The sequence below is a fragment of the Lysinibacillus sp. GW823-FHT06C08 genome (assembly GCF_058795135.1).
Genome location: NZ_JBXAHN010000002.1, coordinates 141825 through 155446, shown reverse-complemented (window position 1 = coordinate 155446; position 13622 = coordinate 141825). Strand labels below are relative to the sequence as shown.

Below are 13622 nucleotides of genomic sequence, written 5' to 3'. Positions count from 1 at the left end.
TTTTCTAAATGATGGTTAAAATATCCGTTGGTTCCTGTAAAACATAATCTGCCTCTTCATACCCCTTAGTCGTTTTGGCCCCCCACAGGGCAAGGGCAAATTTCACTCCTGCTTGTTTTGCACATTGCAGATCATATATCGAATCCCCAATATAAATAGCGTCTTCAGGGGCTACTTGCAATAATTCCAGACAGGTTATAAGAGGCTCTGGGTGAGGTTTATGTTGCACCGTATCACTGGCACTAATAATTTGCGTGAAATAATTACTTAACTTAAAAGGATCAAACTCATCTGTTACTTCTTGTCTTGTTTTCGATGTAACAATGCCGAGCTGTAATGGTTTACTTGCTAAAGATTGGATGACTGCTTCCATATTGGAAAAGACCGAAACCTCCTGTGAAAAATCAAGTACAGCTGCAGACCATTTTTGATGAACCGTCTCTAGATCATCAACGTTTAGCTGTCGTAATGTGTCCTTCCCTGGAATACCTAAGGCAAACCGTAATTCATCCAAAGCATACTCTTTTTCTGTTTCCTCACGCAATGTCCTTTGCAGCGACTGTAAAATCGCTTGTTCTGTATCCAAAATTGTCCCATCTACATCAAAAATAATCGCCTGTAGCATGACCATTCCGCCTTCCCTATACATGATTGCTGTTTACAAACATACATAATTGATGGTACTTGTCCTCATCATAATCTTTCTGACCACGTATATACTTCTCTTTTAAATTATAAAAACAAATGTCAAGATATTCCCTATTATGATGCTGCTTGAAAGGTGTTTTTGCCTCGACTGCCCCCAACGCCTCAAAGTATTTATTCATCTTTTCAAATGTTCTAATTTGATAGCCACGCTTCTTCATTTCAGCAATGACCATTTCCGTATAAATAAACAAGTCGTCTTTAGGATATTCGTATATATAATTAATGAGTATATGCTTATCTTCCTTGGCAAATATACTGTTTAATTCTCGCCATTGAGAAAGTAGCTGCCCTTTTGGTAGGAAGGCTATTAAATCTACATGCCATAATCTCATACTCTCTCCCCTTTCTATTATTCATCCAATCATGTAAAATATTCCATATTAGTAAAACACAAACGGAGGTATATTACTATGGAAATAAAAATTGCCACACTTGATGCCATTCCACAAATAGAGGTGTTATACCAAGAGCTCTTTTTAGAAATGTCCATTCTACAACCTAAATATATCAGACCTACTAAACAAGATGTTAATTTTATTCGTTTTACAATTATCGAGGATGATTCCGATATTTTAATCGCTGAAAAAGATCAAGAAATCGTAGGGTTTTTATTACTAAAGGAAATGACGACCCCTCGTTATACATGCATGGTTGAATACAAATACGCTTTTATTATTGATGTCATTGTTGGAAAGCGATATCAAAGTAAAGGAATCGGAACGGCCCTACTGCTAGAAGCGAAAAAATGGGCTGATACTCGCAAATTGGATTATTTGGAGTTGAACGTTCTGTCTGGAAATAAAGGAGCTATCGCTTTATATGAAAAACTTGGGTTTCAGGATATGAACCATACGATGCGCTTTGAGTTGTAGAGAACTCTCTCTCAAGCAATGAAAAACTTGCACACAGCCCTTCTGATGCATATAATCAAAAAGTCGCCTATACGAAAGGGCGACTTTTTTGATGTTTATTTCGTTATATGGCATCGGCTCATACATATTTTCGCTCAAAGAACCTATTACCCATTGATTATTTCTCTTCGTGATTAAAATCTGCTGTGAAACGTACTTAGATTGATTAGGTAAACTCTCGCTACGATAGATATACATATTTGTTACTTTCGGATAATAATAATTATAACTTGTTGTATATGGAGACAAATCTGTATAGGTTACATTTCTCATAATAATTAAATTAATCATTTCATCAGTAAAGTACGGCTGTAAGTATTGTCTTTTTTGAGCAACATTCGACAAATTTTTCACTTTGTTAATCGCTTCATCTAGCAGCTTATAGCCCTCTCGATAAAACAGTGGTTGTGCATAAACAACGAACCTATTTTCCTCTGAATAGGAACTAGCCATCCGAGCTTTTTATCCCAATACGTATTTTCGGAGCTGACTTCAGCCAATATCACTTGTCTATATTAATTCACTTTCTTTCAGTAAGTCATAAATAATTGTATCTTTTGTTTTGTGAATTCCTAATTTACCAATTTGTTTTAAAATAAATGGCGCATCAATATCTGTTAGTTTTTTGCCATCTAATAAGCGAGCAGTTGAAGCTAATAATGTGCGAACATCAAAAGAAGATGCGAATACTTCTGGAACTCCACGATCAATATTTAATAATTGATAGACTGCCTCCATCGCAGTTCTTACTGAATATTCAGTAGTAAAAACGGTATCTCTTACAGTTTCACTAAAGTTGCCAATGAAGGCTAAATTAGCAGACCCTTCTGGCACAACTAATGGACGATCCCCCATGGCTCTTGGCATGAAATAAGAGGTGATGTAAGGCATATAGCATGGAATCGTGTTACAAGAATTTTGTGCGATGTCTGGAATTTCATCAACCGGTACACCCATATGGTACAACCACTCTTGTGCTATCTCAATACCTGAACATTCGGTAATGCTTTTTTTAATAAAATCACCTGGTTTATTTGATAGTAAACCATAAATCCAAACGACTAATTGGTCTTTTGGTTGATGTTTAAAATGAGGTTGTCGGTTTAACGTATAGCTTAGCATCCAATTAGAATCTGTAGCTGTGACAATACCTCCTGTTACTACTTTGCCTGCATACGGGTCCCTTTTACTAATTTTTTCAATATAAGGAGCCACACGATCGTCTAAAGTCGTTAGAGTGGCGGAAACAAACCAGCTTTCTTTTGGAAGATTATCACAGAACTTTTCTGGTCGTCCAAAGTCAGTATCTTGGGCAGCGATGTTTTTCCACAGTGACCAGCTTCCACCTAATTCTTTATTGACAGGGGCTGGCGTATAATTATCCCCGTATGTTGTACTCTCCGTAATACTACCATTTGTCACAAATACCAATTCATTTTCTGTTAGCTCAATATTCTCTTTCACACCATTTTTTCTTAAAACTAATGTATGAGCTACTTTTTTGTCGCCCACTTTATCGACCAAAACATTCTCTACTACCGTATTATATTGAAAATCAACATCATGACCTTCTAAATATTTTATCATCGGTAGCACTAACGATTCATATTGGTTATATTTTGTAAATTTCAATGCTGATAGATCTGGTAATCCACCAATATGGTGAATGAAACGCATAATATAACGGCGCATTTCCATTGCAGAATGCCATTTTTCAAACGCAAACATAGTGGACCAATACAGCCAAAAGTTCGATTCAAAAAATTCCTCTGAGAAAACATCTGTAATTTTTTTATCCTCTAACTTTTCCTCAGGTGTAAAGAATAATTTAATCATTTCCTCAGATGACTGATCCGATAAAGTAAACTTGCCATCATCTTCAAGTCTTTGACCTCTATCTTTTATTAAACGACATTTTGAATAATTGGGGTCCTCTTTGTTTAACCAATAAAATTCATCTAACACAGAAGCATTGTCTACCTCTAAGGAAGGAATGGAACGGAATAAATCCCATAAGCATTCAAAATGATCTTCCATTTCTCGACCACCGCGAATAATAAATCCTCTCGTCGGATTAAGTATGCCATCAAGACTGCCTCCTGAAATATCTAGCTCTTCCAGAATATGAATGTTCTCACCTTTCATTTGGCCATCACGAATTAAAAAACATGCTGCTGACAGCGAGGCTAGGCCCGAACCAATGAGATAAGCAGATTTTCCATCTACTCCCTCCGGTTTTTTAGGACGTGCGAAAGCTTCATAGTTACCATTGCTGTAATACATATTACCGCCTCCATATTTATTATTCTAATATAGAATAACATGAATTACCACAGAAATGGTAAAACGAGCGAATGATTAACAAAATATTCAAATTCAGAAGAAAGCACTCCATTCGAAGTCCCCTATAATTGGACATAACAATCGTTTGTATTTTTATAAGTGGATGATGAAGTATAAAAAATCACGATCAGCGCCTAGATCAATGCCTTGAAAAGGAAAATAAAATACAATAATTGGATGTAAAAATTGCATAAATATTATATCGAAAAATTATTTGTCACATAAATTTTGATTCTCCATAGCTAAAACTTCCTTTTACGTTTACCAAATTTTTCATTACCTCTTTTAAAATTACCTGTCATTTTCGCTAATAATAATTGAACTTCTATTGTCTGTTGTTCCGCTTCATGGATTTTTGCTAAAAGATGCTCTGCCTCTTTTTCCTTAACCACTTTAATTTGTTTCCCCTCGTAATAAATAGCGACAGTCCCTTTTTTAGTAATTTGATACGTAAATGGCTCCTCGCTTAATCGATTTCGTTTATCAATTCCACTCACTTTGTTCAACTCCCGCCCTCTTTATTGTCCACATCAATAAAATATTTTTCACGTCTTGTTATATACCACATCACCAACATCTGTATGTTTCTACGGTTCTGCAGTAATACTAATAAATATTAGATTAGGTAGTAATGAAAGGGTAAAAGATGATTTTACATTTATTTTTAGTTTTTCTAATTCCTTGGACGATTTGTCTCATGCATCTATACAAAAAAGATAAAATATTGCTTTTTTTAGTGGCTCCATTTTTTAGCGTCGTGGCTTATCTCATGAATGCTCTCGGCTTTTATTTCGATTTTTGGGAGGTGCTACCTTTTCCCCAACAAAAAAGTTTCGCTGCACTACCTTTTGATGTAGACATATATCCTGTCTTATCCTGCTACTGTATCTATTTCATAAAAAAAGTGAACAAACCTTTTTTGGTTCTTCTATTAATGACTTTGCTCACCACTTTTTTAGAAGGGATATTTGTTTTCTTTGATAGGGTCATCTACCAAAACGGATGGAATATTTATTTTACCTTTTTCTCCTATTTGCTCCCTTATTTATTTTTGTATGGATATTATTGATTTTTACTGAAAATACGCGTTCTCCAATAACTATTTTTATGCTTAAAAAAATAATTTTTCTTCAATATAGTTTTAATTTCTACTGAAGAGGCAATCAACTAGATATACTAAGTGAACTCATCATATATATAGTAGTAGTTAAGCTAAACTAGTTTAACAACCTCCTGATTTGTTACTTAGGGTCACTTCTAACCAAAGTGACCCTTCATATGTTTAATAGGGCTTACATAAGTTATTAGGAAGATTTAGTAAACATAAAATTTACCATATATTGAAACATTACCCTCCCTATTTTCGTTTTCAAATTATAAAGGAGGAACTGTTCCATGATGAGTATGCTAAATGTGGGAAGCCTAGTCCTTGGATTAATAGCCATATTGTTACCCATTGCTAGTCTTTCAGCTACTTCGAAACAAATCCAACATTATAGATTAGCGATAAGCATATTAAGTCTAAGTGCTTGTGCTATTTCGATTAGTTTCCAATTATTTTACAATTTCCATCTTGTGAAGATTGAGGATTGGAGTGCCCTTATGGATATTACAAGAAGTTCCGTACTGGCTGTCCTATTCTTATTAGTAAGTACGATTCTATTAAATATCCTCATTCTTATTTTTAAACGAAATAAAGTATAAAACCGAAACATGTAGTAACTCTGTTATGGGCTACTACGTATTTAGTATGATTTTCCCTCTCGACTTTTCTAACATTCAAATAGTTTTTATAAAAGGAGGTGGGTGCATGTCAAAAATACCCGTTTATATAAAGCTGCTCATTGGGATTGGGATGATTATTATCCTTACCTCACTGTTTCTGTTAAAGGATCATCCCTATTATTTATGGTTAAGATGGACAGGCAATATTTTATTGATCGTCGGGATTGTACGGATTCCTTTCACAAAGGAAACTGATAAAAAACAAGTCAATATTTGATAAATCCGTTAGACTTTCAGGTAAATTTTCACATCAATAAATCCTTTTATTTTTAAGTCATTTCCTTTATTATCAATAAGGGCACCCTAAAATAGAGAGAAAGAGGTGCTGACATGTTTGGTATTATTAATTATGAAATGTTTTTATTAACAGGGATTTTATTAAATCTAGTTCCTGGTGCAGACACAATGTATATTATTGGGCGAAGTATTGCCCAAGGGAAAAGAGCGGGTGTATATTCTGTTTTTGGAATTATTACTGGCTCCCTAATTCATACGTTATTGGTTTCTTTTGGTCTATCACTCATCCTGACAAAATCAATTGTATTATTTACAATCATTAAGGTAATGGGTGTTATATACCTTGCTTATTTAGGGATAAAGATGATACGCGATCAGTCAACGATCGATTTTGAGGCATCTACAGGGACACTAAACTTAAGAAAAATTTATATACAGGGCCTATTTACAAGTTTGACGAATCCAAAGGTTTCCTTATTTTTCATTGCGTTTCTCCCGCAATTTATTGATGTTCACGCATCTGGGCCCATTCCATTCCTCCTTTTAGGCCTTACTTTTACAGCAACTGGACTTGTCTGGTGTTTAGTTGTTGCGTACTTCTCCTCGTATATGACGACAAAATTACGAGGCAATCAAAAGTTTGGACGCCTTCTAAATAAGGCGACAGGAATACTATTTATTTATATGGGCTTCCAATTACTGCAAACAAAAGCTCCACACTAATACAGAATTTCACAACTATGCCCCCCCACGAACAGCTCCTTTCATTTTGAAGGGGCTGTTCGACTATAATTTAGACAAATATCAAAAGAAATGATGCACATGAGACAAGAAAATTGAAATTTATAAAGTTTACTTAAAAATTCTGTGTTGATAGGCAGAATCTTTTCTTCTACAATCAGGCTAGATTGTTGAAGAACATTCTTTTAAGAAAAATTTTCAAAGGGAGTGTAAAATTGGACCTATTACTTTGGATAACTATTGGTTTCATAATAATTGGATTTGTAGTTCTCACTTCTATGAAAAAAGGGATGGAAAGTAAGGTCACTTTTATAAAAGCAAATAGGGAAAACGAGGAAAATTCGTTAAAAGCTAATTCCGTCATTTGGTGGATATGGAGTTCCACTGCTTGGGGGATAGTGAGTATGTTTCTTGTTGTTTGGTGTCTTCATAATCATTTTAGATGAACCGCAGCGTAAGATAAGAAAAAGCCATTCTCTCTACAAGCGGAGAGAATGACTTTCCTTCATAAATCGCAATACTACAGATTACAGTTTTGCCCAACGTTCCTCTAACCAGTTCATAAATTGTTCACCTTTGTCGCCTTCATACGCATCAAAGACATCTAAACGCATACGTTTTAGTTTATCCGCAAAGTCTGCCACTGTATGGTCCTTCGGCAAGCTCTTTTTAACACGCAGGAAAATTTTATCTGTTCCTTTGATAATATCAAAACGTGCAGGAGATGGCTTCTCTACGTCCTCGCCAAGCGCCGCAAGTGCTTCATATGCTGCTACCTGCACCTTGTAGACAGTATCATGCTGCATACGATTTATTAATAAATCTATGATATTGTCATGTTGATAAGCCGATAACTTTTCGACTGCATCTAAACGCTCTCGCCAGCTAGATGTATAATTGGCCTGTTTTTTTAATGTTTCATACTGCTCAGGTAATGCTGTTTCAAACTGTTTCAAATAATTGCACCTCTTTTTTTAACTAGAGGAAAAATGATTTCTTTTTCTTCTGCTTCACTTATTATACGTTGTCTTGGTGAAAATAGCGATAATTCGTTAGTAAGGACACATACAGAAAGCTACATTAAGGTGAACCGTATTATAGGGTGCAATCGTTAAACAAGAAATATACTAATCATCTCCCCTAATCGGGCGAGATTCTGTAATAAGGATTAGCGCTCGTTTTCATTTGACCGAGTGCTATCGGACCTTCTGCTTTTTTATTTACCTATCCCCCTATTCTTCTTGTTATTATTAACATAAAGTTATAAAATCAGATGAAAAAGAAGGTCTTTTGATGTTAGAAAAATTAAATGTATTTCTCCAAAAATACATTGCGATCTTGACACCATTAAGTTTAATTTTAGGTGTATTATTAGAAAGCATAGGACAAAGCTTATTATTCCTCGTATCATGGCTATTTGCATTCATGACATTTTCAGGAAGCTTACATATGAAATTTAAAGATGTAAAAATCTTTGTGAAGCATCCCGGACTTATTATCTTCTCCATTATTTTTCTTCACCTATTCATGCCGTTATGGGCGTATTTCTTATCTACTGTTATCTTTGACGACCATTTGTTAACGGTCGGATTTGTTTTAGCGGTTGCACTTCCAACAGGCGTTACAAGTGTTATTTGGATCAATATTTGCAAAGGAAACTTACCGCTAGGCTTATCGATCATTTTAATCGATACGCTACTTTCTCCATTTATTCTCCCTTTCATTCTCTTCTTGGTGTCGGGTGAAAAAATTGAACTAGACGTTCTATCGCTTATACTTAGCTTACTCTTAATGATTGTCTTACCGACGATTGTAGGTATATTGGTAAATGAATGGTCAAAGGGAGAAATACCAAAAAAAATTGGAAAGAAGCTTGCGCCTTTTTCAAAGCTATGTTTATTTGCCGTTATTTTAATTAATAGCAGTGCGATTGCCCCATACTTGAAAGATTTTAATCTACACCTATTATTCGTTATATTATTAGTGTTTCTGCTTGCTGTTTCAGGCTATGTTTTCGCCTATATCATTGGTCGTTATCTGCTAAAAGACTATTCACATATGGCTACCTTTGTCTATACTGGAGGGATGAGAAATATTGCCGTCGGGGTCATTGTGGCCACAACATACTTCCCAGGTAAAGTAGCAATGCCTGTCGTGTTTGGGATGTTATTTCAACAAGTGCTTGCTTCAATCTTTAGTAAAATGGTGATAAAAAGAACCGCTGTGATGGCTGACAATCAAGTTTCACATTAGGTGGGGTTTTCATGAAAAAAGTCATGATCCCTGTTATTTCTGTTTATGGGATAGGAGCTATTTTAGTTTTATTGATGCCACTCCTCCTTTATTGTTTTTTATCGTGTATCGAGCTTCATTCGCCAATCTAATGTTTAGGGAGAATGTTATGACTGTTAAAAATAGGAATTTCATTTGTTTCATTAGTGGCTTAGCATTATTTTTAGTAGGAGCCTATAAAATCTTTACCGATCACTTGGAAGCTATGTCCCTACTGGTAGCTTATATATTCTTCGTTTGTGGATTCATAGGGTCTGTTTTTAGTATTGTATCGTTATTTAGAACAGCTCGAAATTAGCGTAGCTACTCAATTGGAATAGCTTCTATGAAATTATAGACTTTTCCTTTATACTGATAAAAATATATGAATAGGATGGTGTGATCTAAATGATGTATGCTCCATTATTTGAACAGGACGTTCCAGCACTTCTTCTTCCTTAACGGTAGAAGCACTTTTTCTCCGTTAAGGACATAGGTAACTATGAAAACGGAGGAAAAAACATGAGAAATAAACTAATCGGCGCCTTCTTTTTATCGCTTGCGGCGAGCATTTGGGGCGCTATGTATGTAGTTGTCAAAGTTGTGGTGGAGGTCGTGCCACCGTTAGAGCTTGTTTGGATTCGTTATGTAATTGCCGTCTTGGCACTTGGTTTGATTGGCATTATAACGAAACAATCTTGGAAAATCGCCAAAAAGGATTGGCTCCTTATTTTTCTTGTCGGTCTCATAGGCAATACGATTTCGATTGTTACTCAAGAAATAGGTACCATGCTTTCCACTGCACAAATGGGTGCAATTATTACGGCTACAACACCTGCTTTTATGGTTGTCTTTGCACGTGTCATTTTGAAGGAAGACATAACCTTAAAAAAATGCTTGTCTATTATCCTAGCAACGATTGGTGTCGGTGTCATTGTAGGCCATGGCGGAATTGATAGTACCCAACAATTAGGTGGACTCTACTTATTGCTCGCTGCCTTAACATGGGCATTGATGTCTGTTCTAGTAAAAAAAGTTCCAAGTCATTACTCTCAAATTGTGGTGACAACCTATTCTTCCTTCATTGCCGTCATCCTATTGACGCCATTTGTCATTCCAAGGTTAAAAGAGATGAATTTATCCATTGTTGTGCAGCCAACAATTTCAGGTGGCTTGCTCTATTTAGGTATTGTTTCAACTGCTGGTGGTTTTTTATTGTGGAATAAAGGGCTTCAACTAATGAATGCTTCTAGTGGGGGCTTATTTTTCTTCTTTCAGCCCGTTGTTGGTACATTTTTAGGCTGGCTCCTTTTAGGGGAGACGATTGGTCTTTCATTTTGGTTGGGCTCGCTTTTCATTTTTAGCGGTGTATTTATGGTCATTCGAGAAGAGTAAAAGAATGTGCGTTTCTATCTTGTATAGAGGCGCACTTTTTTAAATCCAGCTACTGGCGGTTATGCCGTTGTGTGTAGTCATGTTCCTACAGCTCGCCTCATATATTGCAACAGTTTAAAGGAGCTGATGATTTGATTACCCTTTTAGAATCCATAAAGGAACTATCATTTCTAGTTATACTTATTTCTAGTATGGTGTATTGCAGACATCTTAAATTAACAAAATGGAAAAGAAAACTGACGATTGGTGAATGGACAATGTATATCGTTACTTCCACCGCACTTTCTGTTTATGCCGTACTTTATTTTGCTTTTCTATTGGGAACAAAATAGATGAAAAAATAAAATGTTTCAACCTTAAAAACTATATAATTAGGTGGAAGACTTCATTTTAGGAGGGTTATTTTATGTTTCAAACAGTAGAGCATTTTTTACAATCTTGGACATTTGAAGCTACTGCTACGCAAAATTTACTCCACCAGCTTACCGATGAATCGCTTCATCAAGCAATAACGGCTGAACATTGGACTTTAGGACGTATCGCTTGGCATACTGTCACAGCTATTCGAATTATTTCCGTCAATACCGATCTAACCTTCGAGGCACCAGCAGAGGATTATCCTGTTCCCACTTCAGCTCAATTGATTGCAGATAGTTATCATCAAGCGAGTAATTCCTTTATTGAAGCAGTAAAAACACAATGGACAGACCAGACCATGAATGAAATGATTGAATTTATTGGTCAATCCATCCCTAACGGCTCTCTTTTATTATTTTTATTGCAACATCAAAGTCATCATCGTGGACAAATGACTGTGCTCATGCGACAAGCCGGCTTACCTGTTCCAGGCATTTACGGTCCTGCCAAAGAGGAATGGGCACAGTTCGGGTTGCAAACCCCCAAAATGTAATTGAAGCTAGACAAACAACATTCAAAGTGAGGTTGCCCATTGAAGGACAACCTCTTTTTTGAGAGCTTATTTAAGAGTAGCTAACCAATTATTTGTGTCTGCAATGGTTGGGTTTGCTAAATAATGGCCACCTTCAATTTGCATTGTTTGACCTGTCATAAATTTTGATTCGTCCGAGGCTAAAAATACCACTGCGTGACCGATATCATCTGCTTCACCATGGTATGGTAGGGCATTAAATTTAGAATAGATCGCTAGCATTTCATCTGGCATATTATTTTTTGCTGCTGGTGTTAAAATGAGACCTGGTGCGACCGCATTACAGCGAATTTTATCTTTCCCATATTGAGTGGCAATGTTTTTAGTCATATTTACCACTCCTGCCTTTGTAGCACCATAGGCTGTTCGGATTTGGTCACTAGCGAATGCAGCCATGGAAGCTGTGTTAATTATGGAGCCCCCACCTGCCTTTTGCATATGTGGAATCGCAAAACGACTTCCAAGTAAAATGGATTTTAAATTCACATTGACTAAACGATCCCATTCATCTAAGTCGATATTCACAACATCTAAATCCTTCTGCAAGTTTGTTAAACCAACATTGTTAAACAATACGGTTAATGTACCGTATTGTTCCACCGTGAAGTTCACTGCCGCTTCAATTGAAGAAGCATCCCCTGCATCAAGGAAAATCGCTGAAGCCTCGTAACCTTCTTTCACTAAAGAATGTGCTGCTTCTTGAGCACCCTCTATATTGAAATCAGCAATAACCACTTTTGCGCCTTCCTTGGCTAATAAGGTTGCTGCTGATAAACCAATTCCTGATGCGCCACCTGTTACTAATGCTACTTTATTTTGTACACGATTCATATTTAATTCCTCCTTATAACAAAAAAGAGCAACCCACTCCTTCTTTTCGGTGAATAGTTTAACATTAAACTATTTATTTTTAAACTAAAAAGACTAGCTCATTGATTACCTGCGCCATCTTTTTTTATGTTATATTTACATATATTACATAAAGAGGTGTTTATATGGAAAATAATAAAATGAATTGTAAAGCATGTGGAAACGATGCCTTTGCCTCAGGACAAATTGGCAGTTTCACGAGTGAAGGAAATATACGGCCGTTCGGTTCAATTATGGCTACTGGATCTCCACTTATTTTAACGTTTTGCACAAAATGTGGGGAAGCTGCATCCATTAAAGTAGCTAAGCCGGAGAAATTTAAGTAAGATAGCGAGTATGCGAAAGATAAATAACGAGGTATATGCCTCCTCGATAGATAGTTAATGGTGGAAGATTGATGGCGTGTGACAATGCAAACACTTCAATCCTCCCCCTCCTATGCAAGAAATAATTAATTATGCTATAATACATTGGAAAACCTCAAAGGGTCAACCAATTCTTGGCTGTAGCGAATAACCTCGCTACAGCTTTTTTATATGATCGTTTACTTATTTATTAACACAACTAAAAAAATAAAACGAGAGCATCCTTTCAAAAGAAGTGAAAATTGCTCCCGTTTTTATGTTTCCTTATTATTTTTCTTCCCCCATTGGTACGGCTTTTTCGACCAATTCCACAGCAAAATAAAGAGATATATGATGACCATCGTAATTATCATCATTGTCACGTTTTCGCCCCATGTAATAGATGCTTGTTTCCTCCATTGATTGATCGTTCTTACGATAAAGTAGGTAATTGGATAAATGAAATAACTTAATTGAGCCCGTTTCATGATTCAAACATTGACGTAAGCTTCAGGATAGTTTTCCAATTACGAACCGTTGCGGGCATCTCGAGCTTGGGCAATTGTTGGCTAAGTTTGGCGTTGCGGATGCTCTTGTGAAATAAAAGATAAACCTCTCTGCCAATGATGACGCAACGCTCTTGATCATTTTCATATGATAAGTACTTATGACGATTTTCTTCTGTTGGGGTAGCAGGTAAAAAGGCAACATGTAGGCTTTCCCCAACTGCTGTGGCACTTGCTTCAGCGATGTCTTGCTGAGAAAATGGGCAATTGTCGACGATATGCTGAAGTTCCTCAGCGGTTCTAATGATGACTGTACTTGTCATATCAAAATTCATTTGGATTGTTTCATGAATTTGCTTCTGCAAAACTTCCTCTAATTCGGTCGATTCAAAAAGGATATTTCCACTTTGAATATAGGTACGAATGTTTTGCAATCCTAGCGGTATAAGAGCTTCCCTTAAGTCAGCCATTTTTATTTTATTATGTCCACCTACATTAATCCCTCTTAGTAATGCTACGTAGTTCATCCTACACTCCCACCTTTCTCTACTCTCATTATAGC

18 protein-coding genes are annotated in these 13622 nt (G+C 36.2%); 10 read left to right on the top strand and 8 right to left on the bottom strand.

Annotated elements, in window-relative coordinates; all coding sequences use genetic code 11:
- Positions 1-4 precede the first annotated feature (4 nt).
- Positions 5-625 carry an HAD family hydrolase gene (locus tag AC1Q6O_RS08455; RefSeq protein ID WP_107921911.1) on the bottom strand — a complete coding sequence of 207 codons (621 nt, stop codon included), beginning with the start codon at positions 623-625 and terminating at the stop codon, positions 5-7.
- Positions 626-641: 16 nt separating this feature from the next.
- Positions 642-1040 (bottom strand): pyrimidine dimer DNA glycosylase/endonuclease V, encoded by a 399-nt coding sequence (locus AC1Q6O_RS08450; RefSeq protein WP_008175115.1) that lies wholly within the window; start codon positions 1038-1040, stop codon positions 642-644.
- A 78-nt stretch (positions 1041-1118) separates the two neighbouring features.
- Between AC1Q6O_RS08450 and AC1Q6O_RS08445 the strand changes: the two genes are divergently transcribed.
- Positions 1119-1580, top strand: coding sequence for a GNAT family N-acetyltransferase (locus AC1Q6O_RS08445; RefSeq protein ID WP_008175116.1), 462 nt, complete (start codon positions 1119-1121; stop codon positions 1578-1580).
- Positions 1581-2129: 549 nt separating this feature from the next.
- On the opposite strand, the gene AC1Q6O_RS08440 is transcribed toward AC1Q6O_RS08445, so the two are convergent.
- Both AC1Q6O_RS08440 and AC1Q6O_RS08435 read right to left on the bottom strand, forming a co-directional pair.
- A complete protein-coding gene (locus AC1Q6O_RS08440) occupies positions 2130-3902 on the bottom strand; it encodes an oleate hydratase (RefSeq protein ID WP_008175118.1) in 1773 nt (590 codons plus the stop codon).
- Between the two features lie 302 nt (positions 3903-4204).
- The gene (locus AC1Q6O_RS08435; RefSeq protein ID WP_008175120.1) at positions 4205-4459 is read right to left on the bottom strand and encodes a hypothetical protein; all 255 of its coding nucleotides are present in this window, start codon (positions 4457-4459) and stop codon (positions 4205-4207) included.
- 149 nt (positions 4460-4608) lie between these two features.
- Between AC1Q6O_RS08435 and AC1Q6O_RS08430 the strand changes: the two genes are divergently transcribed.
- The 5 genes from AC1Q6O_RS08430 (at position 4609) to AC1Q6O_RS08410 (ending at position 7171) form a co-directional block, all read left to right on the top strand.
- Positions 4609-5031 carry a CBO0543 family protein gene (locus tag AC1Q6O_RS08430; protein WP_492401046.1) on the top strand — a complete coding sequence of 141 codons (423 nt, stop codon included), beginning with the start codon at positions 4609-4611 and terminating at the stop codon, positions 5029-5031.
- Positions 5032-5357: 326 nt separating this feature from the next.
- A complete protein-coding gene (locus AC1Q6O_RS08425) occupies positions 5358-5666 on the top strand; it encodes a hypothetical protein (RefSeq protein WP_346038080.1) in 309 nt (102 codons plus the stop codon).
- A 106-nt stretch (positions 5667-5772) separates the two neighbouring features.
- Positions 5773-5964, top strand: coding sequence for a hypothetical protein (locus AC1Q6O_RS08420; RefSeq protein WP_008175124.1), 192 nt, complete (start codon positions 5773-5775; stop codon positions 5962-5964).
- 113 nt (positions 5965-6077) lie between these two features.
- A complete protein-coding gene (locus AC1Q6O_RS08415) occupies positions 6078-6707 on the top strand; it encodes a LysE family translocator (protein WP_008175125.1) in 630 nt (209 codons plus the stop codon).
- Positions 6708-6940: 233 nt separating this feature from the next.
- Entirely contained in the window at positions 6941-7171 is a 231-nt protein-coding gene (locus AC1Q6O_RS08410; RefSeq protein ID WP_043989880.1) for a hypothetical protein, read from the top strand.
- Between the two features lie 81 nt (positions 7172-7252).
- Here AC1Q6O_RS08410 and AC1Q6O_RS08405 read toward each other — a convergent pair whose 3' ends face one another.
- Positions 7253-7681 (bottom strand): HEAT repeat domain-containing protein, encoded by a 429-nt coding sequence (locus AC1Q6O_RS08405; protein WP_008175129.1) that lies wholly within the window; start codon positions 7679-7681, stop codon positions 7253-7255.
- Between the two features lie 337 nt (positions 7682-8018).
- Between AC1Q6O_RS08405 and AC1Q6O_RS08400 the strand changes: the two genes are divergently transcribed.
- The 3 genes from AC1Q6O_RS08400 to AC1Q6O_RS08390 all read left to right on the top strand — a co-directional run bounded on the left by AC1Q6O_RS08400 (position 8019) and on the right by AC1Q6O_RS08390 (position 11301).
- Entirely contained in the window at positions 8019-8978 is a 960-nt protein-coding gene (locus AC1Q6O_RS08400; RefSeq protein ID WP_492401045.1) for a bile acid:sodium symporter family protein, read from the top strand.
- 540 nt (positions 8979-9518) lie between these two features.
- Positions 9519-10391, top strand: coding sequence for a DMT family transporter (locus AC1Q6O_RS08395; RefSeq protein WP_008175131.1), 873 nt, complete (start codon positions 9519-9521; stop codon positions 10389-10391).
- 406 nt (positions 10392-10797) lie between these two features.
- Entirely contained in the window at positions 10798-11301 is a 504-nt protein-coding gene (locus tag AC1Q6O_RS08390) for a DinB family protein (protein WP_107921908.1), read from the top strand.
- 66 nt (positions 11302-11367) lie between these two features.
- Here AC1Q6O_RS08390 and AC1Q6O_RS08385 read toward each other — a convergent pair whose 3' ends face one another.
- Positions 11368-12171: an SDR family NAD(P)-dependent oxidoreductase gene (locus AC1Q6O_RS08385; protein ID WP_008175135.1), complete on the bottom strand. Its 804-nt coding sequence runs from the start codon at positions 12169-12171 to the stop codon at positions 11368-11370.
- A 164-nt stretch (positions 12172-12335) separates the two neighbouring features.
- Between AC1Q6O_RS08385 and AC1Q6O_RS08380 the strand changes: the two genes are divergently transcribed.
- Positions 12336-12536 (top strand): hypothetical protein, encoded by a 201-nt coding sequence (locus AC1Q6O_RS08380; RefSeq protein ID WP_008175136.1) that lies wholly within the window; start codon positions 12336-12338, stop codon positions 12534-12536.
- Positions 12537-12842: 306 nt separating this feature from the next.
- Here AC1Q6O_RS08380 and AC1Q6O_RS08375 read toward each other — a convergent pair whose 3' ends face one another.
- A complete protein-coding gene (locus AC1Q6O_RS08375; RefSeq protein ID WP_171364765.1) occupies positions 12843-13049 on the bottom strand; it encodes a hypothetical protein in 207 nt (68 codons plus the stop codon).
- Positions 13039-13587, bottom strand: a complete 549-nt coding sequence (locus AC1Q6O_RS08370; RefSeq protein ID WP_346038083.1) for a DUF1697 domain-containing protein — start codon at positions 13585-13587, stop codon at positions 13039-13041. Before AC1Q6O_RS08370 ends, AC1Q6O_RS08375 begins: the two co-directional genes overlap by 11 nt.
- Between the last annotated feature and the right edge of the window lie 35 nt (positions 13588-13622).